Origin of the sequence: Amycolatopsis sp. NPDC049688 (genome assembly GCF_040674975.1) — a bacterium.
Taxonomy (GTDB): Bacteria; Actinomycetota; Actinomycetes; order Mycobacteriales; family Pseudonocardiaceae; genus Amycolatopsis.
Genome location: NZ_JBFANY010000012.1, coordinates 213878 through 233227, shown reverse-complemented (window position 1 = coordinate 233227; position 19350 = coordinate 213878). Strand labels below are relative to the sequence as shown.

Below are 19350 nucleotides of genomic sequence, written 5' to 3'. Positions count from 1 at the left end.
ACCCGAAACGCCCGGCGCTGCTATGAGGGCGCTCACGCTCCGGCGAACCCCGCCGGGCCGGGACGTCCGCGGCGGCTCCCGGCTAACGTGGTCCCCACACGCACGAGGGGGAGCCGCCATGACCGACAGTTCCGGGGACAAGGACCGCCCGGCCGCCGACCCGGCCGCGGCCTACGACCCGCCACCGGCCGCGGAAGCGGCGTCCTACGCGCCGGAGAAGTACGACCCGCCCGCCGGCGACGCCACCATCGCCGAAGCGCCCGCGACGGACACGCCCACCGTCGCGGAAAGCCCGGTCGCGGACACCCCGGCCGCCGCGGACCCGGCCGCCTCCGCCGAACAGCCCGGGCAGGTGCCGCCCGGCGCGATCCCCGCCGCCGACACGACCGTCGCCGCCGAACAGCCCGGGCAGGTACCGCCCAGCTCGTACGGCACCCCTGCCGCCGAGCCGTCCAGCCCGTACGGAACCCCTGCGGAGTTCCCCGGTCAGCTGCCGCCCGGTGCCTACGAAACCCCGGCCGCCCACATCCCCGGCACGCCGTACGCGCCGCCCGGTCAGCCCTACCAGCAGCAGCCGTACCCGCCGGCGTACGGACAGCCGTACACCTCGCCGTACGCGCAGCCCCTGCCCTACGGTCAGCCCTATGCCGCGGCCCCGCGCGGGCAGGACAACGCGCTGGCGATCGGCGCACTGGTGTGCTCGATCCTCGGCTTCTGCTCCGGGGTCACCGCGCTCGCCGGGCTCGTCATGGGCCACATCGCGCTGAGCAAGACCAACCGCGGCGAAGCGGGCGGCCGCGGCCTGGCCACGGCCGCCGTGATCGTCGGCTACGTCGTCATCGCGCTCTGGATCGGGTTCTTCACCACCCTGATCGTCCTGGGCGCCGACGGCACTCTCCCCAGCTAGTCCGCCGGCAGCACCGCGTCGCCGGGGCTGCGCGGCGACGGCGTCGCGTGGCCGTTCACCTCCGGCTTCGGCTCGGCCGCCGGTTCGGGCGGCGGCGCGGGCTTCGGCGTCTGCGCGTCGAGGAACCGCAGCAGCTCCACCGGGAACGGCAGCACCAGCGTCGAGTTCTTCTCCGACGACACCTGCACGACGGTCTCCAGCAGCCGCAGCTGCAACGCCGAGGGGGTGTCGGCCATCGTCGCCGCGGCCTGCGCGAGCTTGTGCGACGCCTGGAGCTCACCGTCGGCGGAGATGACGCGCGCGCGCCGTTCCCGCTCCGCCTCGGCCTGCCGCGACATCGAGCGCTTCATCGCCTCCGGCAGCGCCACGTCCTTGATCTCGACGCGGTCGATGTGGATGCCCCAGTCCAGCGCCGGGCTGTCGATCATCAGCTCCAGGCCCTCGTTGAGGCGCTCGCGATTGGAGAGCAGGTCGTCGAGGTCGCTCTTGCCGATGATCGAGCGCAGCGACGTCTGCGCGACCTGGCCGACCGCCGACCGGTAGTCCTGGACGTTGACCGCGGCGACGACCGGGTCGATGACCTTGAAGTAGACGACCGCGTCGACCCGGACCGTGACGTTGTCCCTGGTGATGCCGTCCTGGGCCGGGACCGGCATGGTCACGATCTGCATGTTGACCTTCTGGATCCGGTCGACGAACGGCACGAGCACCGCCAGTCCCGGTTCCCGCACCCGCGACCGCACCCGGCCGAACCGGTAGACGAGCCCGCGTTCGTACTGCTTCACCACCCGCAGGCTGGACGCGAGCCAGGCCCCGCCCGCGATGACGACGGCGCTGAGAATCTCCACCACCATGGCTGCTCCCGGGGTTGCGTTTCCCCCTGAAAGCCCAGCGTACGCCCGCCGGGGGGCCGACGAAATGCGCTCGGCGCGGCTGCCAGGCTGGGGTGGTGACCGGCCTTCGCATCCCCCCGCTGTTCGCCGCCCGGGCGCCGCGCGTGCTCGGCGACGGCGCCGTCCCGTGGCTGGCGGCCCTGCCGGACCTCGCCGCGGAGTACGCCCGGAAGTGGAACCTGACGTTCGAGGGCGAGGCGATGCACGGCTACGTCGGCGTGGTCCAGCCCGCGCGCCTGCCCGACGGCACGCCGGTGGTGCTGAAGCTGGGCTGGCGCGACGCGGAGTCCGCCGACGAGCCGCTCGCACTGTCCACATGGGCCGGTCGGGGTGCGGTGCTGCTGCTGGACTCCGCGCCGGAGGACGGCGTCCTGCTGCTCGAACGGCTCGACGCCGGGCGCACCCTCGACGACCTTCCGCTGCGCTCGGCGATCCCGCTCATCGGCGGCCTCGCGCGGCGCCTGGCCGTCCCCGCACCGGCGTCGATGCGGCGGCGGCTGCGGTCCGAGGCGGCGCGGCTGACCGAGGAACTCCCCCGTCGCTGGGCGGACCTCGGCGGGCCCTTCGAGAAGCGGCTCGTCGACGACGCCGTCGCGATCTGCCGCGAACTCGGGCCGTCGGCGGAGGAACTGCTGGTGAACGAGGATCTCCACTTCCAGAACGTGCTGGCCGGGACGCGCGAGCCGTGGCTGGTGATCGACCCGAAGCCGCTGGCCGGCGACCTCGAGTGGGGCGTCGTCCCGCTGTTCTGGAACCGCTTCACCGAGTCCACACTGGACGAACGGTTCGCGCTGATCGTCGCCTCGCAGGAGCTGGACGCGGAGAAGGCGCGGGCGTGGACGCTCGTGCGGGCCGTGCAGAACTGGATCTGGATGCTCGAGGAGTACACGGAGTCCGGCGAGGACAGCGACGACCCGGCCTTTCTCACAGTGACATCCGGGGCTTCGCCCCGGGCCGGGGGCTCCGCCACCCGGACCCCCGAAACGATTCCGGTGGCGGAAATCGCTCCCTGGGCAGCCAGCCGATAGTGTCAGCGGCATGGCCGGGGTCAACAGGGTTTTCGCAGCTCAGCTGTCCGGGTTGCCGGTATTCGGCCCGGACGGCGAGTCGATCGGCCGGGTCCGCGACCTGGTCGCCGGGCTGCGGCTGGACGCCCAGCCGCCGCGGATCCTCGGCCTGGTCGTCGAACTGACCACGCGGCGGCGCGTCTTCGTCCCGATGCTGCGGGTCACCTCGATCGAGCCGACGGCGGTGACGCTCGCCACCGGCTCGGTCAACATGCGCCAGTTCAACCAGCGGCCCAACGAGGTCCTGGTGCTCGGCCAGCTGCTCGACGCGCACGCGTCGCTGGCCGGGTCCGGCACCCGGATCACCGTCGTCGACGCCGGGATGGAGCCGACCCGCACCCGCGACTGGGTGCTGGCGAAGCTCGCCATCCGGGAGCGGCGGGTCGGGCTGGGCCGCCGCCGGTCGGCGATGCAGGTGCTGCCGTGGTCGGAGGTGGCCGGGCTGGGCCTGTCCGACCTCGCCGTCCAGCCGCAGGGCGCCGGCCAGCTGCTCATGCTGTTCGACACCATGCGCCCGGCGGACATCGCCGCGACCGTCCGGGACCTGCCGCTCAAGCGGCGGCACGAGGTCGCCGACGCGATGGACGACGAGCGCCTCGCCGACGTCATCGAGGAACTGCCGGACGACGACCAGAAGGAACTGCTGGCCTACCTGGCCGAGGAGCGCGCGGCCGACGTCCTGGAGGCGATGAACCCGGACGACGCCGCCGACCTGCTGGCCGAGCTGGCGCCGGCCGACCAGAGCCGGCTGCTGGAGCTGATGGAGCCGGAGGAGTCCGCGCCGGTCCGGCGGCTGCTGGAGTACTCGTCCGACACCGCGGGCGGCCTGATGACGCCGGAGCCGGTGGTGCTGACCCCGGACACGACGATCGCGGAGGCGCTGGCCCACATCCGCAACGCCGAGCTGCCGCCGGCGCTGGCCAGCATGGTGTTCGTCTGCCGCCCGCCGACCGCGACGCCGACCGGGCGGTACGTCGGCGTGGTGCACTTCCAGCGGCTGCTCCGCGAGCCGCCGGCGGAGCTGGTCGCCAGCGCCGTCGACACCGGCCTGCCGCCGCTGAAACCGGGGGCGTCGCTGGCCGAGGTCACGCGGTACTTCGCGGCCTACAACCTGACCTGCGGGCCGGTCGTCGACACCGAGGACCACCTGATCGGCGCGGTCACCGTCGACGACGTCCTCGACCACCTGCTGCCCGAGGACTGGCGGGAGACCGGGCTGCACGACACCTTGGAGGAAGACCGTGCCTGAGCCGACTTCGGGACGGCGGCTCGACCAGCCCCGCGGCCAGAACCGGTTCAGGCTGAACATCGACCCGGACACCTTCGGCCGGCTCTCCGAACGGCTGGCCCGGTTCCTGGGCACCGGCAAGTACCTGTTCTGGCAGACGCTGATCGTGATCGTCTGGGTCGTGCTGAACATCACGGCGGTGTCGCTGCAGTGGGACCCGTACCCGTTCATCCTGCTCAACCTGGCGTTTTCGACGCAGGCGGCGTACGCGGCACCGTTGATCCTGCTGGCGCAGAACCGCCAGGACGACCGCGACCGCGTCTCCCTGGAAGAGGACCGGAACCGGGCGGCGCAGACGAAGGCGGACACGGAGTACCTGGCCCGCGAGCTGGCGGCGCTGCGGCTGGCGATCGGCGAGGTGGCGACGCGCGACTACCTGCGCAGCGAGCTGGACCGGCTGCGGGAGGACCTGGACGTAAAGCCCAAGAAGTCCCGGACCCCTACCGGTACGTAACATGGATGGGGTGACCAGTACGCAGCAGCTCCCCAGCGTCGACGATGTCCGCAGCGCGCTGAAGAGCGTGCAAGATCCCGAGATCCGGAAACCCATCACGGACCTGGGGATGGTCAAGGACGTGGTCGTCGGTGCCGACGGCGTGGTGACCGTCGGGATCTACCTGACGGTGGCCGGGTGTCCCCTGAAGGCGACGCTGACCAACGACACTCGCGACGCGGTTTCGAAGCTCCCGGGCGTCGTGGACGTTCGCGTGGAGCTCGACGTCATGAGTGACGAGCAGCGGTCCGAGCTGCGGAAGTCGCTGCGCGGGGATGCTGCCGAGCCGGTGATTCCGTTCGCGCAGCCGGGGTCGATGACGCGGGTGTACTGCGTGGCGTCGGGCAAGGGTGGCGTGGGCAAGTCGTCGGTGACGGTGAACCTGGCGGCGGCGATGGCCGCGCGTGGGCTGTCGGTGGGTGTCGTGGACGCGGATATCTACGGCCACTCGATTCCGCGGATGCTGGGTGCGCGTGAGAAGCCGACCAAGGTCGACACGATGATCATGCCGCCGCAGGCTCACGGTGTGAAGGTGATCTCGATCGGGATGTTCACGCCGGGGAACACGCCGGTGGTGTGGCGGGGGCCGATGCTGCACCGGGCGTTGCAGCAGTTCCTGGCTGATGTGTTCTGGGGGGATCTGGACATCCTGCTGCTGGACCTTCCGCCGGGTACTGGTGACATCGCGATCTCGGTGGCTCAGCTGATTCCGAACGCGGAGATTCTGGTGGTGACGACTCCGCAGCAGGCTGCCGCCGAGGTGGCCGAGCGGGCCGGGGCGATCGCGTTGCAGACGCGGCAGCGGGTGGCCGGGGTCATCGAGAACATGTCGTGGCTGGAGCAGGCGGATGGGTCGCGGCTGGAGCTGTTCGGGTCCGGTGGGGGTCAGACCGTGGCTGATTCGCTGACGAAGTCGATCGGGTCGGAGGTTCCGCTGCTCGGTCAGGTGCCGATGGACCCGCGGATGGTTGCCCAGGGTGATGCGGGGGAGCCGTTGGTGCTTTCCGATCCTGAGGCTCCGGCTGCGGTTGTGCTGAAGGATGCGGCTAAGAAGCTGACCGTTAAGGCTCGTGGGTTGGCGGGGATGATGCTGAACGTGACTCCTGCGGGCCGCTGAGCGGCCCTTGGGGAGTTCTGTTTTCTCCACCCCGAAGCTCGATTGTGACTACGGCCGGTAGCACCGCGTCAAGGCGGGAAAGCGTGCCTTGACCCGGTACTACCGGCCGTGTTCTGGCTTCGGATCGGGGTTGCGGGAGGGCCTCGGTGGCGCCGTGGTGCGGTTTGCTCGGGCGGCTCGCCTTTTTTTACGTGGCGTCCGGGTCTATTGGGGGGCGCTCGCCTGGCTTCAGGGGCTCTGGGGCGGACTGGGTCTGGCCGGCCAGGTAGCCGTTTGAGCCGTTGGTTCCGTTCGAGCCGTTGGTCCCGTTGGTTCCGGTCAGGTTGGGGCTGCCGTTTGTGATGCCCTTGAGGCCCAGGGGGTCTGCGTCGCCGTCGAAGAGGTGCTGGGTCACCACTCGCTTCGGGTCGAAGTTGCGCAGGCCGCGCAGGTCCTCCAGGGGCTTGCGCAGCTGGTCGAACTCCGGGCCCATCTCCTCGCGGAGCTGCTCCTTTGCGCCCGTGGCGAACTCGCGGACCTTGCGCACGCTCTTCGCGAGCCAGGATGCTGCCTCCGGCAGCCGTTCCGGGCCGAGGATGAAGAGACCGGCGATGATGAGGACGAGGATTTCCCCCCATCCGACACTGTCGAACACCGTCTACCTCCGCTCGGAACCTACCCGCTCAGGTTACCCGTCCCGGCCTGCGCGGCGGCAGGCCGAACGCGGGAACTCAGTCGGAAGCCAGGGTTACGTCCACGACGAAGCTCGCGCCGTCGCGGGCGAGGGACACCGGGACCACTTCGCCGACGTCGTGCGCGCGGACCGCGACCGTCAACTCCGCGGAGTCGCGTACGAGGCGGTTGCCGATCTTCGTGATCACGTCGCCCTCCTTGATGCCCGCGTTCGCCGCTGGGCCGCCCGGGGCGACGTTCTTCACCTGGGCGCCCATCGTCGACGAGCCCGCGACCGTCGAGGACGCGTTGATGCCGATGTCGGCGTGCTGGACCTTGCCGTCCTTGATCAGGGCCTTGGCGATCTTGATCGCGTAGTCGCTCGGGATGGCGAAGCCGATGCCGATGCTGCCGCCGTCCGCGCCGGCCGAGCGGATCGACGAGTTGATGCCGACCAGCGCGCCGGTGGAGTCGACGAGAGCGCCGCCCGAGTTGCCGTGGTTGATCGCGGCGTCGGTCTGGATGGCCTCGTAGGTCACCGGCGGGGCGCCGTTGTCGCCGCCCGCGGTGATCGGCCGGTTCAGGGCGCTGACGATGCCCGCGGTCACCGAATTCTGCAGGGCCAGCGGCGAGCCGATCGCCATCACCGTGTCGCCGACCTGCAGGTCCGCGGACTTGCCGATCTGCAGCACGGTCGGGTTGGTGACGTTCACCTTCACGACGGCGAGGTCGGTCTTCTGGTCCGCGCCGACCAGCTTGGCCTCGGTGCGGGTGCCGTCGATGAAGACGGCGGTGACCTTGACGCCCGGGTCCGCGGCGGCGGAGGCGATGACGTGCTCGTTGGTGAGGACGTAGCCCTGCGGGTCGATCATGACGCCGGAGCCCTGCTCCCCGGATTCGGCGCCGGGCTTGTACACCTCGAGCGAGACGACGGCGGGCGCGACGCGCTTGGCGATGTCGGCGACCGAGCCGGCCGGCCGTTCCTTGCCCGCTTCGGCTTCGGAGATGGTGGCGGAGCCGGTGAGCTCGGTGCCGGTGTCGCCGACCCACCAGCCGACGAAGCCGCCGGCCGCGCCGACGAGCAGCGCGACGACGCCGAGCAGGACGAGCGCCTTCGGCTGCACGCGCCGCCCGAAGAGCACCTCGGGCAGGCTGAGCAGCGCCCCGGGCGGCCGTTTGACGGGCTTCTCGTCGTCTTCGGCGGGCACGGCGGGCCCGGAGAGCACCGCGGCGGCCCCGGGATCGCGCCACGGATCACGGGTGCCGGTCCACAGCGGCGGCTCGGCGTCCGGCGCGTCACCGGTGGCTTCCCGCGGACGTTCGAGCAGGACCCCCTCGGCCCCGGGCGGCCGCCGGAACGCCTCGGCGAGCGATTCGGGCGCGGGCGGGGCGAGGTTGACGCCGTTGGTCTTCTGCGGGGTGTAGAGCTTGTCGAACGCCCCGTCGACCCCCTGCGGCCTGCCGAACACGGCGGCCTGCGCCGGATCGACGGCCGGCCGCGCGAGCGGCCGCGGGCCCAGCCGGTCGGCTTCGCGCGCGCCGGGCTGCTCGGGATTCACGTTCGGCTCGGTCATCATTCCCCGGTGCAGAAGATCAGGTGGCTGGGCGTGACGATACCCAAGCCCAGTGCTCCGAGTCTGCCGGTCGGCGGGTGAAGTGGCTGTTTCTTGGGTCGGTTGCCCACCGCCGTCAGCGGCGGTTTTCGTCGGGGATCAACCGTGGTCCCCGTCACTAGACTTCGTGTCCGGACCGGCGGCTCGACTCCGACGTCTCCGCTGAATGGTTCCCAGTGGAGAGGACACGAACGTGAAGTACATGATCATGTTGTCGTTGACCCAGCAGGACCTGGACATGATGGCCGGCTGGTCCCCCCAGGACGCGGCCGCGCTGCACCAGTTCATGGCGAAGTGGAACAACGACCTGGTCGAGTCCGGTGAGTTCGTCGACGCGCACGGCCTCACCCCGCCCGTCCACGCGCGGCGGGTCTCGCTCAAGGACGGCGTCCCGGTGGTCACCGACGGGCCCTACGCGGAGACCCAGGAGGTGCTCGGCGGATACACCATCGTCGACTGCGTCAGCTACGACCGGGCCACCGAGATCGCCGCCCGACTCGTCAACACCCCCCACCCGGCAGGCGCCACGTTCGTGCACGACCTGCACGTGGACATCCGGCCGATCGCCGGGTCCGCGGCCGAGTCGCTGGAGTGAACGACCGTTTCGCCGAGGGCCTGCTGCGTGAGCTGGCGCCGCAGGTCCTCGGCGCGGTCGTCCGGCGCTACGGCCATTTCGACACCGCCGAGGACGCCGTGCAGGAGGCGTTGATCGCGGCCGCCCGGCAGTGGCCGGCCGAGGGGGTCCCGGACAACCCGAAGGCCTGGCTGATCACGGCCGCGTCGCGCCGGCTCACCGACCTGCTGCGGGCGGAGCAGGCCCGGCACCGCCGCGAACTCGACCAGCGGCCGGTCCCCACCGGACCCGTTGCGGACTTCGACGACACACTGATCCTGCTGTTCCTGTGCTGTCACCCGGCGTTGTCCCCGGCGTCCCAGATCGCGCTGACGCTCCGCGCGGTCGGCGGTCTCACCACGGCCGAGATCGCCCGCGCGTTCCTGGTACCGGAGTCGACGATGACCCGGCGGATCACCCGCGCCAAGCAGGCCGTCAAGGACAGCGGCATCCCCTTCGGCATGCCGGCCGACCGCGGCGAACGGCTCGGCGCCGTCCTGCACGTGCTGTACCTGATCTTCAACGAGGGCTACGCCACCACGGCCGGCCCGGACCTGCACCGCACCGAGTTGTCCACCGAGGCGATCCGGCTGACCCGGATCGTGCACCGCCTGCTGCCCGAGGACCCCGAGGTCACCGGGCTGCTGGCGCTCATGCTGCTGGTCGACGCCCGCCGGCCGGCCCGCACGGGCCCGGACGGCGGCATGATCCCGATGGACGAACAAGACCGGAGCCGGTGGAACACCGGGTTCATCACCGAGGGCGTCGCGTTGCTCAGCGGCGCGCTTCCCCACGGGCCGACCGGCCCGTACCAGTTGCAGGCCGCCATCGCCGCCGTCCACGACGAGGCACCCACGTCCGCGGACACCGACTGGCCGCAGATCAAAGCCCTGTACGAAGTACTGCTGCGCATCAACGACAACGCGGTGGTACGGCTCAACCACGTCGTCGCGGTCGCGATGGCCGACAGTCCCCAGGCCGGGCTGGACCTGCTCGGCCCACTGCAGACAACGCTGGCCAAGGACCACCGGCTGCACTCGGTCCGCGCGCACCTGCTCGAAATGTCCGGCGACCGCGAGGCGGCCCGGGTGTCCTACGAACACGCCGCCCGCCTCACCATGAGCCTGCCTCAGCAGCGTTATCTCCAGGCCCGCGCCACAAGGTGTGCGCGAGACGGCCGGCCAGCAGGCGGGTGAAGCGCGGCGGGTCCTTCAGCTCGCTGCCCTCGGCCGGCAAGGCCATCCCGTGGATCAGCTCGACTCTCGGTGGTCACCGGACCAGGGAGGGCGGGGCTGCGCTCAGCGGATGCCGGCCGGCACCGCCACCGGGGTCGTGCTCGGCGCCGTCGAAACGGCGGCCGGTTGCTGCGGCACCGCCATCTGGGCCGGCAGCAGGTTCGCCGGCTGCGGCGCCCCGCCGCCCGTCTCCGGCGTGCCGTCGCCGTCGGCCGACGTGCCCACCAGGGCCAGTGCGCTCAGCACCAGGCCGGACACCACCACGCCCGCGCCCTGCGCCGCGCGGCGCTTGAAGCGGCCGCCGCCCAGGACGTTCGGGGACTGGCCCAGCGGGGCCGACGAACCCAGCGGTGCCACGCCGCCCAGGACGCCCGCGTCGCGCAGGCCGGCGACCCGATCGGGGCGCTGGACCGCGACCAGCTGGCCGTCCGCGGTGATCGCCAGGTTGTCCGGGCTGCTCGGCAGCTCGGTGTGCTCGGGAATGGACTGCAGGCTCGCCAGGAACCCCGCCGACATCGACGGCGCTCCGGCGCGGCGGATCGTCTCGCCGGTCTGCCGCTGCGCGCGCACCTCGGCGGCGCACGCCGGGCAGCGGGTGATGTGCGACGCCGCGCGGTCGCGGGCGCCGTGGGTCAGTTCGCCGTCGACGAACGCCACCACGACGTCCGGCAGCAGGTGCGACTCGGGGAGTCCCCAGCCTCGCGGTGCGGTCATACCGTCACCTTCGCAGACTGCGGTGCGTAGGCGCGACGGCGCTCCAGCGAAGCGCGCAGCGCCTGACGGCCGCGGTGGATGCGGCTGCGGACGGTGCCCAGCTTGACGCCCAGGGTGGCGCCGATCTCCTCGTAGGACAGCCCCTCGACGTCGCACAGCACGACGGCGGCGCGGAACTCCGGGGGCAGCTCGTCGAGCGCCGCCTGCAGGTCCGGGTCCAGGTGGGTGTCCGAGTAGACCTGCTCGGGGCTCGGGTCGTCGCCCACGATGCGGTCGGTGTCGTCGGGCAGGCCTTCCATCCGCACGCGCGAGCGGCGGCGGGCCATGTCCAGGAACAGGTTGGTGGTGATCCGGTGCAGCCAGCCCTCGAACGTGCCGGGCTTGTAGGACGCCAGCGAGCGGAACACCCGGATGAAGGTCTCCTGCGTCAGGTCCTCGGCGTCGTGGGTGTTGCCGGTCAGGCGGTAGGCGAGCCGGTAGACGCGGTCACCGTGTTCGCGCACGACCTCGTCCCAGGACGGCGGCGTCCAGGTCGCCTCGTCCAGGGTCACCGGCTGGGCCCCGGCATCGGCAACGGCGTTCTGCATAGCGGGAGCAGGCACCTCCATCTGCGTTTCTCCTGTCTGCTCCACCCAACGCGGGCCTTCGGCACGGTGTTCCCGTGTGGTCGGATTTCAGTCTCTCCGGGTTCCTTATGGTTCTAGTGAGACTGGACTGAGAGCAGGCTGAGAACTTCTTCCCGGGTGCTTACCAGGGAGCCTGCGCGGATTTATCGACAACCAACGCTAACCTCCGTGCGTGAACACGCCCACCCCTGCGGCCGCACCGGCCGATTCCGGGTTCGTCGACGGGTACCTGCCCGACGACGAGGTGCTGTCCGCGGCCCGAGCACGGGCCGAGGACCTGGGCTGCACCCCCCTGAGCGAGGGTGCGGGCGCGACGTTGCGTTTCCTGGCCGCGACGCTGCGCGCGAAGGCGGTCGTCGAGGTGGGCACGGGCGCGGGGGTGAGCGGCCTGAGCCTGCTGCGCGGAATGGCCCCGGACGGCGTCCTGACCAGCATCGACGTCGAGCCGGAGTACCAGCGAGCAGCGCGCACGACGTTCCGCGAGGCCGGGTTCGCCCCGGGCCGGACGCGCTTGATCATCGGGCGCGCGCTGGACGTGCTGCAGCGGCTGACCCCGGGTGGCTACGACCTGGTGTTCGTCGACTCGGCGCACATCGAGTACCCGGGGTGCTACGAGCTGGGCGTTTCGCTGCTGCGGCGCGGCGGGATCATCGCGTTCCACAACGTGCTGGCGGGCGGCCGGGTGATCGACCCGGCCCACCGCGATCCGGAGACAATGGCGCTGCGGGAGGTGGCCCGGGCGTTCCGGGAGGACGAACGCCTGGTCCCGGCCCTGCTCCCGGTGGGCGGCGGCCTGCTGGTGGGCGCGGCTACCTGAGTCTCAGCCGGCCCTCACCAGCTCGAGCCGCTCCGCCCGCACCCGCGTCCCGGCTCCCACCGCCGCCACCGCGAGCAGCAGCCACACCGCCACGACAGCGACCAGCCACGGCCAGCCGGCGTGTCCGTAAACCCACGCCCCGGCCGCCCCGCCGACGCTGCTGCCCAGGTAGTACGTCGCCGTGTACGTGCCGCCCACCTGGCCGCGCGCGTTCTCCGGCGCGTCCGCCGCCGCCCAGCCGTTGGCCACCGCGTGGGCCGCGAAGAACGCGCACGTCAGCACCAAGAAACCCGCGATGACCAGCGGCAACGAGTCCGGCAGCGTCAGCGTCGCCCCGGCCGCCGTCAGCAGCAACGCGCCGATCAAGGCCCGCCGCCGCCCCACCCGGGCCACCAGCCGCCCGGCCGCCGCCGAGGACACCGAGCCGGTCGCGTACGCCAGGAACACCAGGGACGCGATCGCCGGCGACAGGTCGAGGGGGTGGCCGGTCAGCCGGAACCCGGCTGCGTTGTACAGCGCGACGAACGATCCCATCGCCAGCAACGCCACCGCGTACTGGGCCAGCAGCACCGGCTTGCTCAACGCCGTCAGCAACCCCCGTCCGACGCCCCCGGCACGCCCCGCACGACGCCCCGGCGGCAGCGTCAGGACCGTGACCGCCGAGCACACCGCCCCCACCGCCGCGACGGCCAACAGCGCACCCCGCCACCCGAGCGGACCGGCACTGAACCCGCTGGCCAGCCGCCCGAGCATGCCGCCGATCGTGTTCCCCGCGATCATCGCGCCGACCGCAGCCGCGACACCCGCGCGCCCGAGGCGTTCGGCCAGGTACGCGGCCGCCACCCCCGGAAACCCGGCGATCGCCACGCCCTGAAGCGCGCGCAGCACCAGCAACGCCGGATACGTCGGCATCAGCGGCAGCAGCAGCCCGAGCACGACCGACGCGATGACCGACGTCAGGATCACCGGACGCCGTCCGATCACCTCGGACAGCGCCGCGATCGGCAGGACGGCGACGGCGAGCGCACCGGTCGCGACGCTGACCGCGAGCGCCGCGCCGCCGGGATCGAGGTGGTACTGCGCGGCGAGCTGCGGCAGCACCGGCTGCGGCGCGTAGAGCAGGGCGAACGAGGAGATCCCCGCCGCGGCGACGGCGGTCTTGACTCGGCGGGTGGAGGTCACCACCCGAAAGTAAGCAGCGCTAATCAATACGTCCAATGCAGCCATGCGGCAGAATCGATGCGATGACGTATGACTCGCTGTCCGCGCAGGTCGTGCCGCACCTGCCGTTGCTCGCCGCGCTCCGAGAGACGAGGAACGTCACACGCGCGGCCGAGCTGCTGGGCGTGCCGCAGCCGACGGTCAGCCGCCGGCTCGCCGCGCTGGCCGACGCGCTCGGGGCGCCGCTGACCGTGCCCGACGGCCGCGGCATCCGGCTGACCCGCGTGGCCGAACTCCTGGCCGAGGCGGCCGAACGCGGGATGGCGGCGGTCGACACCGGTGTCCGGCTGGCGCGCGAAGAGGTATCGCCGGAGTCGGGGCACGTCGTGCTGGGGTTCCTGCACCTGCTCGGGCGGTCACTGGTGCCTTCGCTGCTGCGCGGGTACCGGGCGCGCTACCCGGGGGTGCGGTTCACGCTGGTGCAGGGCTCGCGGCAGGACATGGTCGACCGGCTGGTGGGCGGCGAACTCGACCTCGCGCTGGTGGCGCCGCTGCCGGCCGTTCCGGCGCTGGCCTGCGCGGGCCTGGTGGACGAGGAGATCCTGCTGTCGGTCCCGGCGGGCCACCGGCTGGCCGGCCGGGAGTCGGTGCGCGTGGCCGAGCTGGCGGACGAGGAGTTCGTGCTGCTGGAGCAGGGGTACGGCGTGCGGACGCTGACGGACGAGCTCTGCGCGGCAGCGGGCTTCACGCCGCGGATCGCGTTCGAGGGCCAGGAGTCGGACACCGTTCGCGGCCTGGTGGCGGCGGGCCTGGGGGTGGCGCTGCTGCCGCGCTTCGGCCCGGGCAGCCCGGCGGGCGTGGCGGAGGTACCGCTGTCGCCGCCGCCCTACCGGACGATCGGGCTGGTGTGGCGGGCGGAGGAGCCGATGACCCCGGCGGTCACTGGCTTCCGCGACCACGTCCTGGCCGGGCAGCGCTGACGGCGGCGTCGTAGGCCGCGCGAGCCGCGTCGATCTCCAGGAGGTGCGCGATGCTCCACTCCACAGCCCAGCCGAACTGTGGGCAACTGGGAGCTCAGCCCAGCGACGCCGCCAGCTCCACCAGCGTCCGCGCCGCGAAGCCCGTCGCGCCCGGGACCACCTCGTCGTAGTTCTTCTCCGACCGCGCCGGGCCCGCGATGTCCAGGTGCGCCCACGGCAGCCCCGCCGTGAACTCGCGCAGGAACAACGCCGCCGTGATGCCGCCCGGGCCGCCCGGGGTCTGGCGGACGTCGCCGAACTCGCCGCGGACGTTCTCCGCGTAGTCCTCCACCAGCGGCATCCGCCACCAGGCCTCGCCCACCCGGGCGCCCGCCGAGATCACCGCGGCCGCCAGCGAGGAGTCCGACGCGAACAGCCCGCCCGTGCGCAGGCCCAGGGACACCTTCATCGCGCCCGTCAACGTCGCCGCGTCCACCACGTAGTCCGGGGCGAACTTGCGGATGCCGTACGCCAGCGCGTCGGCCAGGACCATCCGGCCCTCCGCGTCCGTGTTGCCCACCTCGGTCGTCTTGCCGCCGTAGTGGCGGACGATGTCGCCCGGGCGGTACGACGAGCCCGAGACGTGGTTCTCCGCGCACGGGACCAGCGCCGTCACCCGGACCGGCAGCCCCAGCGCCGCGATCGCGCGGGTCGCCGCGATCACCGCCGCGCCGCCCGCCATGTCCGTGCGCATCAGGTGCATGCCGTCGGCCGGCTTGATCGACAGGCCGCCCGTGTCGAACGTGATGCCCTTGCCCACCAGCAGCAGGTGCGGGGACGCGCCCGCCGGCTGGTACGTCATCTCGACCAGTCGCGGCGGCCGCGCCGAACCGCCGCCGACGGCCAGGACGCCGCCGAAGCCCTCCGCCGCCAGCCACTTCTCGTCCCGCACCGTCACCTCGACGCGCGGGCCGGCCACGCGGGCGGCCGTGTCGGCCAGCCACGCCGGCGTCTTCACGTTGGACGGCGTGTTCGCGAGGTCGCGGGTCAGCGCCGTCGCCGCGGCCAGCGCCGAAGCCCGCTCGACCAGCGAAGGCAGCGCCGGGTCCTCGGACACGAGCCGGATGGTCCGCACCACCGGCTTCGGGTCCTCGCCGGTCACCTTGAACCGGTAGCCGCCGAGGAGCAGGCCCAGCACCAGCTCGGTCACGTGCTCGCCGGACGCCTCCTCGGGCAGCTCCAGCTGGACCGCGCGGAACGGCTTGCCGCCGTGGTCGACGTCCTCGGCCAGCGACGAGTGCACGGAACGGACCAGCGCCGCGCCGGTCTTGCGGTACTGCTTCGGCTCGCCGTCGCCCAGCCCCGCCACCCAGCGCGGGCCGGCGCCGGGAACCGTCTGGACGTCACCCGCCTTGCCGCTGATCCGGACGCCCTCGATCTCCAAGGGCTCGACGTCATCGTTGTCGGGCGCGGCCACCAGCCGGGCCGCCGGGACGCCGCGGCGGAACTCCGTCGCGACCTCGATGTCGAGCAGGGTAGCCGGAACGGGCGGTAGCGGATTACGCACAGTGAGCAACCTTCGGGCGCAGAGGAACCGCGACCCCGGCCTCCGAAGGGAGACCGGGGTGCGACGGAAGGACGGTTCGGGAAGGCAGGCTCAGCCGGTGACCTCCGCCAGTGCGGCGCCGAGGTCCTTCGCTTCTTCCGCGGAGAGTTCGACGACGAGTCGCCCACCACCCTCGAGCGGTACGCGCATCACGAGGCCCCGCCCCTCCTTAGTCACTTCGAGGGGACCATCTCCGGTCCGGGGCTTCATGGCCGCCATAGCGTGCTCCCTCCGTCTCAACCGGCGCGCCCGGGTCGCGCTCGCGTGAAAGCCAGCCGGGTCTGGTGTCCATTGTCCCTCATCAGCGGCCGGGCGCATCAGCGGAGGGGATCTTTTGCCGCCGTATCGGTGCTGGTATGCGGCCCGCGCGAGGTGAAAGACTCTCGGCCGACCGAAGTTTTCCGCGCAAGGAGAAGACGTGACCACATCCGACGTCCTGTTGACCGCCGACGCCGACGGGGTGCGCACCCTCACCCTCAACCGGCCGCAGGCGTACAACTCGCTGACCGTGGAGCTGAAGGAAGCACTGCTCGCGGCGCTGCGCGAGGCGTCCGGCGACGAGGGAGTCCGCGCGGTCGTGCTGACCGGTTCGGGCAAGGCGTTCTGCGCCGGCCAGGACCTGAAGGAGCACGTGGGACTGCTGCAAGCGGGTGACCCCGCCCCGCTACACACCGTGAAGGAGCACTACAACCCGATCGTCAAGGCGATCGTGGCGATGGAGAAGCCGGTGATCGCCGCCGTCAACGGCACCGCCGCCGGTGCCGGGGCCGCCTTCGCCTACGCCAGCGACCTGCGGATCGCCGCCGAGTCGTCGTCGTTCCTGATGGCCTTCGCCAACGTCGGGCTGGGCCCGGACTCGGGCGCGTCCTGGACGCTGCAGCGGCTGGTCGGCTACGGCCGCGCCGCCGAGCTGATGCTGCTGGCCCGGACGGTCGACGCGGCCGAGGCGCTGCGGCTCGGCCTGGTCGGCGAGGTCGTCCCGGACGAGGAGCTCGCCGGCCGCGCGCAGCAGGTGGCGGCGAAGCTCGCGGCCGGCCCGACCGTCGCCTACGCGAAGATCAAGAGCGTGCTCAACCTGGCCGCGCAGTCGACGTTCGAGGAAGCCCTCGACGCCGAGGACGCCGCCCAGACGGCACTCGGCGCGACGGCTGACCACGCCGAAGCCGTGGAAGCCTTCGTCGGCAAGCGCAAGCCCACCTTCCAGGGCAAGTGACCCTCGTGAGTGAGAAACAGTGTTCTAACACTGTTTCTCACTCACGAGGCGCGGAAGCAGCCGGAGACGTGGTCGTCGACCATGCCGGTCGCCTGCATGAGCGCGTAGCAGGTCGTCGGGCCGAGGAAGACGAAGCCGCGCTTCTTCAGTTCCTTCGCCATCGCCTTGGACTCGTCCGTGATCGCCGGGACGTCCGCCATCGTCGCGGGACGCTTGTGCGACGCGGGCGCGAACGACCACAGCAGCTCGTCCAGCGGCTGGTCCAGCGAGGCGATGGCCTGAGCGTTCTTGATCGCGGCCAGGATCTTCGCCCGGTTCCGCACGATCGACGCGTCCTGCATCAGCCGCTCGACGTCGGCGTCGCCGAACTTGGCCACCTTCGCCGGCTTGAACTGCTTGAACGCCTTCCGGAACCCCTCGCGCTTGCGCAGGATCGTGATCCACGACAGCCCCGACTGGAACGACTCCAGGCAGAGCCGCTCGTACAGCTCGTCCTGCCCGTGGAGCGGGACACCCCACTCCGTGTCGTGGTACTCGATGTAGTCCGGTGCCGAATTGCCCCAGCTGCACCGCGCGACGCCGTCGGCGCCGAGAAGCTCACTCATCCCCACCCACCGAATAGTCCTCCGCGAACCGCGCGAACCGCCGCAGCGACTGGCGCACCCCCAGCGCGAACGCCGGCCGCACGACCGGCCAGCCGAGCCTGCCCAGTGGCCCGAACGGCAGCCGCAGGTGCTCGGCCCAGACGAACGTCGAGCGCGTCGCGCCCTTGGGCACCACCTGGAACGTGCCCGTGCCCTGCACGACGCTGCCGAGGTGCCGGACCGCGCACCGCACCGGCGGCTCCCAGCTGGTGATCTCCATGGTGTCGGTGAAGCCGATGCCGGCCACCCCGGTGAACGCCGAAAGCCGCGACCCGACGCTGCGGCCGTTGCCCTCGACGACCTCGACCTCGGTGCCGAGCATCCACTCGCCCTGGCGGGTCCAATCGGTGAGCGCGAGCCAGGTCGTCCCGGCCGGGGCGCGGACGTCGACCGAGAGGATCAGATCAGTCACGAGGTGCCTTCGGGCGAGCTCTCCCGCTCCTGCTCGCGCTGCTCCAGCTCGGCGACCCGGGCGCGCAGCTCGTCGATCTCGACGCCGAGCCGTCGCACCACCCAGTCCACTTCGGACATCTTGTAGCCGCGGAACACCAGCTGGAAGCGGACGTCGGCCAGGTCCTCGCCGGTGATGTCCTCGGCGGGCAGCCGCGTGGGCGAACTGCCCGGCGGCAGCGGGGCGAGCTCCTCACCCCGGCCGAACACCACCGCGGCGAGCAGGAACACCACGGCCGCCACCAGCAGCATGACTACGAGGTAGATCAGCGCGGTCGTCACGCGACGATCGTGGCATACCCACCCCAGGATCGTCTCGCGAGCACGACGAGCCGGACGGAAAGGAGCACCCAGGCCACCATCAGCAGGACGCAGGGAACGCTCAGGAACAGCCGCGAGACGTCGACGAGGCCGGTCGAGCCGATCACCAGCCCCACCGAGGCGAGGTTGATGCCGACCGCCAGCGCGATCAGCGCGCCGCAGAACCGGGCGAGCCGGACGGCGTCGAGCCGGCGGGACAGCCACCGGATGCCGACCAGGGCGATCACCCCGATCACCGGCACGACGAACACGGCACCGTGCGTGGCGTGCGCGATCACGCGGTACCACTCCGGGGTCGGCGTCGAAAGTTTCGTCCACTCGCCGAAGGTGAGGATCCGCGCGTAGTCCCACGCGATCTGCATCGCCGGGACGCCCAGCACGAGCTTCCACAGCGTGCGAACACCGCTGAGCATGCCCAGCTCGGCCTGGTAGTCGCGGGCGACGACGGCCGCCGGGCCGAAGTCGGCGACCGCCCGGCGCTGCGCGTCCTCGTCGCTCCAGCCGCCCGCGCGGTAGGCGTCGGCGGCGTCGTGCAGCCCGTCGCGCGCCTCTTCCAGCAGGTCGGCCTTGAACCGGCCGCAGCCGTGCAGCCTGCGGTCCAGCTCCCCCAGGTACTCGTCGATCATGCTTCCAGCACTCCCCCGATGACCGCGGTGAACTCCCGCCAGTCCGCGCGTTCGGCGGCCAGCGCCTGCTCGCCGGAGCGGGTCAGCCGGTACGTGCGGCGCTTGCGGCCGGACACGACGTCCCACTCGCTGGCCAGCCAGCCGGCCCGCTCGAGCCGGCGCAGTGCCGGGTACACGGTGCCGGTCGGCAGGTCGAGCGCGCCGTCGCTGCGCAGCTGGAGCGCCTCGATGATCGCGTAGCCGTGCAGTTTCCGGCCGTCGAGCACGGCCAGCAGCAACGCGTCGAGGTGCCCGCGCAGGGTGTCCGCCTTCATGGGTATGCAGTCTACACGTCGT

At 72.0% G+C, this 19350-nt stretch carries 23 protein-coding genes; 10 read left to right on the top strand and 13 right to left on the bottom strand.

Annotation, left to right across the window (positions count from 1 at the left end; all coding sequences use genetic code 11):
* Positions 1 to 118: 118 nt before the first annotated feature.
* Positions 119 to 907, top strand: a complete 789-nt coding sequence (locus AB0J55_RS32245; protein WP_364256957.1) for a DUF4190 domain-containing protein — start codon at positions 119 to 121, stop codon at positions 905 to 907.
* Here AB0J55_RS32245 and AB0J55_RS32240 read toward each other — a convergent pair.
* A complete protein-coding gene (locus AB0J55_RS32240; protein ID WP_364256954.1) occupies positions 904 to 1761 on the bottom strand; it encodes a slipin family protein in 858 nt (285 codons plus the stop codon). The genes AB0J55_RS32245 and AB0J55_RS32240 overlap by 4 nt on opposite strands.
* A 92-nt stretch (positions 1762 to 1853) precedes the next feature.
* Here AB0J55_RS32240 and AB0J55_RS32235 point away from each other — a divergent pair, with 92 nt between their 5' ends.
* Genes AB0J55_RS32235 through AB0J55_RS32220 form a run of 4 tightly spaced genes read left to right on the top strand, consistent with a single transcriptional unit; the run spans position 1854 to position 5765 of the window.
* Positions 1854 to 2828 (top strand): aminoglycoside phosphotransferase family protein, encoded by a 975-nt coding sequence (locus tag AB0J55_RS32235; protein WP_364256951.1) that lies wholly within the window; start codon positions 1854 to 1856, stop codon positions 2826 to 2828.
* Between the two features lie 10 nt (positions 2829 to 2838).
* On the top strand, positions 2839 to 4116 hold the full coding sequence (locus tag AB0J55_RS32230) for a CBS domain-containing protein (protein ID WP_364256948.1): 1278 nt from the start codon (positions 2839 to 2841) through the stop codon (positions 4114 to 4116).
* A complete protein-coding gene (locus tag AB0J55_RS32225; protein ID WP_364256945.1) occupies positions 4109 to 4609 on the top strand; it encodes a DUF1003 domain-containing protein in 501 nt (166 codons plus the stop codon). The genes AB0J55_RS32230 and AB0J55_RS32225 overlap by 8 nt, the downstream gene beginning before the upstream one ends.
* A 10-nt stretch (positions 4610 to 4619) precedes the next feature.
* Entirely contained in the window at positions 4620 to 5765 is a 1146-nt protein-coding gene (locus tag AB0J55_RS32220) for a P-loop NTPase (RefSeq protein WP_364256942.1), read from the top strand.
* Between the two features lie 187 nt (positions 5766 to 5952).
* On the opposite strand, the gene tatB is transcribed toward AB0J55_RS32220, so the two are convergent.
* Both tatB and AB0J55_RS32210 read right to left on the bottom strand, forming a co-directional pair.
* Positions 5953 to 6399, bottom strand: coding sequence for a Sec-independent protein translocase protein TatB (tatB, locus tag AB0J55_RS32215; RefSeq protein ID WP_364256939.1), 447 nt, complete (start codon positions 6397 to 6399; stop codon positions 5953 to 5955).
* Positions 6400 to 6475: 76 nt separating this feature from the next.
* On the bottom strand, positions 6476 to 7993 hold the full coding sequence (locus AB0J55_RS32210) for a trypsin-like peptidase domain-containing protein (protein ID WP_364256936.1): 1518 nt from the start codon (positions 7991 to 7993) through the stop codon (positions 6476 to 6478).
* A 238-nt stretch (positions 7994 to 8231) separates the two neighbouring features.
* Here AB0J55_RS32210 and AB0J55_RS32205 point away from each other — a divergent pair, with 238 nt between their 5' ends.
* Both AB0J55_RS32205 and AB0J55_RS32200 read left to right on the top strand, forming a co-directional pair.
* On the top strand, positions 8232 to 8624 hold the full coding sequence (locus tag AB0J55_RS32205; protein ID WP_364257077.1) for a YciI family protein: 393 nt from the start codon (positions 8232 to 8234) through the stop codon (positions 8622 to 8624).
* Entirely contained in the window at positions 8621 to 9838 is a 1218-nt protein-coding gene (locus tag AB0J55_RS32200) for a DUF6596 domain-containing protein (RefSeq protein WP_364256933.1), read from the top strand. Before AB0J55_RS32205 ends, AB0J55_RS32200 begins: the two co-directional genes overlap by 4 nt.
* 102 nt (positions 9839 to 9940) lie before the next feature.
* On the opposite strand, the gene AB0J55_RS32195 is transcribed toward AB0J55_RS32200, so the two are convergent.
* Together AB0J55_RS32195 and sigE are read right to left on the bottom strand one after the other, a co-directional pair.
* Positions 9941 to 10591 (bottom strand): hypothetical protein, encoded by a 651-nt coding sequence (locus tag AB0J55_RS32195; RefSeq protein WP_364256930.1) that lies wholly within the window; start codon positions 10589 to 10591, stop codon positions 9941 to 9943.
* Positions 10588 to 11178 (bottom strand): RNA polymerase sigma factor SigE, encoded by a 591-nt coding sequence (sigE, locus tag AB0J55_RS32190; protein ID WP_364257074.1) that lies wholly within the window; start codon positions 11176 to 11178, stop codon positions 10588 to 10590. Before sigE ends, AB0J55_RS32195 begins: the two co-directional genes overlap by 4 nt.
* Positions 11179 to 11389: 211 nt before the next feature.
* Between sigE and AB0J55_RS32185 the strand changes: the two genes are divergently transcribed.
* Positions 11390 to 12034, top strand: coding sequence for an O-methyltransferase (locus AB0J55_RS32185; protein ID WP_364256927.1), 645 nt, complete (start codon positions 11390 to 11392; stop codon positions 12032 to 12034).
* 3 nt (positions 12035 to 12037) lie between these two features.
* On the opposite strand, the gene AB0J55_RS32180 is transcribed toward AB0J55_RS32185, so the two are convergent.
* The gene (locus AB0J55_RS32180) at positions 12038 to 13216 is read right to left on the bottom strand and encodes an MFS transporter (RefSeq protein ID WP_364256924.1); all 1179 of its coding nucleotides are present in this window, start codon (positions 13214 to 13216) and stop codon (positions 12038 to 12040) included.
* Positions 13217 to 13278: 62 nt separating this feature from the next.
* Here AB0J55_RS32180 and AB0J55_RS32175 point away from each other — a divergent pair, with 62 nt between their 5' ends.
* Positions 13279 to 14175 carry a LysR family transcriptional regulator gene (locus AB0J55_RS32175; RefSeq protein WP_364256921.1) on the top strand — a complete coding sequence of 299 codons (897 nt, stop codon included), beginning with the start codon at positions 13279 to 13281 and terminating at the stop codon, positions 14173 to 14175.
* Positions 14176 to 14269: 94 nt separating this feature from the next.
* On the opposite strand, the gene AB0J55_RS32170 is transcribed toward AB0J55_RS32175, so the two are convergent.
* Together AB0J55_RS32170 and AB0J55_RS32165 are read right to left on the bottom strand one after the other, a co-directional pair.
* On the bottom strand, positions 14270 to 15721 hold the full coding sequence (locus AB0J55_RS32170) for a M17 family metallopeptidase (RefSeq protein ID WP_364256918.1): 1452 nt from the start codon (positions 15719 to 15721) through the stop codon (positions 14270 to 14272).
* A 90-nt stretch (positions 15722 to 15811) separates the two neighbouring features.
* A complete protein-coding gene (locus AB0J55_RS32165) occupies positions 15812 to 15979 on the bottom strand; it encodes a DUF3117 domain-containing protein (RefSeq protein WP_013222969.1) in 168 nt (55 codons plus the stop codon).
* Positions 15980 to 16178: 199 nt separating this feature from the next.
* Between AB0J55_RS32165 and AB0J55_RS32160 the strand changes: the two genes are divergently transcribed.
* Complete coding sequence (locus AB0J55_RS32160; protein ID WP_364256915.1) at positions 16179 to 16973, top strand: enoyl-CoA hydratase-related protein; 795 nt, start codon at positions 16179 to 16181, stop codon at positions 16971 to 16973.
* A 41-nt stretch (positions 16974 to 17014) separates the two neighbouring features.
* Here the strand turns inward: AB0J55_RS32160 and AB0J55_RS32155 are convergent, their stop codons facing one another.
* Genes AB0J55_RS32155 through AB0J55_RS32135 form a run of 5 tightly spaced genes read right to left on the bottom strand, consistent with a single transcriptional unit; the run spans position 17015 to position 19328 of the window.
* Positions 17015 to 17578: a DNA-3-methyladenine glycosylase I gene (locus tag AB0J55_RS32155; RefSeq protein WP_364256912.1), complete on the bottom strand. Its 564-nt coding sequence runs from the start codon at positions 17576 to 17578 to the stop codon at positions 17015 to 17017.
* Entirely contained in the window at positions 17571 to 18029 is a 459-nt protein-coding gene (locus AB0J55_RS32150) for an SRPBCC family protein (protein ID WP_364256909.1), read from the bottom strand. The genes AB0J55_RS32155 and AB0J55_RS32150 overlap by 8 nt, the downstream gene beginning before the upstream one ends.
* On the bottom strand, positions 18026 to 18349 hold the full coding sequence (locus AB0J55_RS32145; protein ID WP_364256906.1) for a DivIVA domain-containing protein: 324 nt from the start codon (positions 18347 to 18349) through the stop codon (positions 18026 to 18028). The genes AB0J55_RS32150 and AB0J55_RS32145 overlap by 4 nt, the downstream gene beginning before the upstream one ends.
* Positions 18346 to 19014: a permease prefix domain 1-containing protein gene (locus tag AB0J55_RS32140; RefSeq protein WP_364256903.1), complete on the bottom strand. Its 669-nt coding sequence runs from the start codon at positions 19012 to 19014 to the stop codon at positions 18346 to 18348. Before AB0J55_RS32140 ends, AB0J55_RS32145 begins: the two co-directional genes overlap by 4 nt.
* Complete coding sequence (locus AB0J55_RS32135) at positions 19011 to 19328, bottom strand: helix-turn-helix transcriptional regulator (protein ID WP_364256900.1); 318 nt, start codon at positions 19326 to 19328, stop codon at positions 19011 to 19013. The genes AB0J55_RS32140 and AB0J55_RS32135 overlap by 4 nt, the downstream gene beginning before the upstream one ends.
* Between the last annotated feature and the right edge of the window lie 22 nt (positions 19329 to 19350).

Coding starts and splice junctions, on each gene's coding strand:
- AB0J55_RS32165 (WP_013222969.1), bottom strand. CDS start 15,979: ATGGCGGCCATGAAGCCCCGGACCGGAGATGGTCCCCTCGAAGTGACT.
- AB0J55_RS32155 (WP_364256912.1), bottom strand. CDS start 17,578: ATGAGTGAGCTTCTCGGCGCCGACGGCGTCGCGCGGTGCAGCTGGGGC.
- AB0J55_RS32135 (WP_364256900.1), bottom strand. CDS start 19,328: ATGAAGGCGGACACCCTGCGCGGGCACCTCGACGCGTTGCTGCTGGCC.
- AB0J55_RS32240 (WP_364256954.1), bottom strand. CDS start 1,761: ATGGTGGTGGAGATTCTCAGCGCCGTCGTCATCGCGGGCGGGGCCTGG.
- AB0J55_RS32245 (WP_364256957.1), top strand. CDS start 119: ATGACCGACAGTTCCGGGGACAAGGACCGCCCGGCCGCCGACCCGGCC.
- AB0J55_RS32210 (WP_364256936.1), bottom strand. CDS start 7,993: ATGATGACCGAGCCGAACGTGAATCCCGAGCAGCCCGGCGCGCGCGAA.
- AB0J55_RS32230 (WP_364256948.1), top strand. CDS start 2,839: ATGGCCGGGGTCAACAGGGTTTTCGCAGCTCAGCTGTCCGGGTTGCCG.
- AB0J55_RS32175 (WP_364256921.1), top strand. CDS start 13,279: ATGACGTATGACTCGCTGTCCGCGCAGGTCGTGCCGCACCTGCCGTTG.
- AB0J55_RS32195 (WP_364256930.1), bottom strand. CDS start 10,591: ATGACCGCACCGCGAGGCTGGGGACTCCCCGAGTCGCACCTGCTGCCG.
- AB0J55_RS32205 (WP_364257077.1), top strand. CDS start 8,232: ATGATCATGTTGTCGTTGACCCAGCAGGACCTGGACATGATGGCCGGC.
- AB0J55_RS32140 (WP_364256903.1), bottom strand. CDS start 19,014: ATGATCGACGAGTACCTGGGGGAGCTGGACCGCAGGCTGCACGGCTGC.
- sigE (WP_364257074.1), bottom strand. CDS start 11,178: ATGCAGAACGCCGTTGCCGATGCCGGGGCCCAGCCGGTGACCCTGGAC.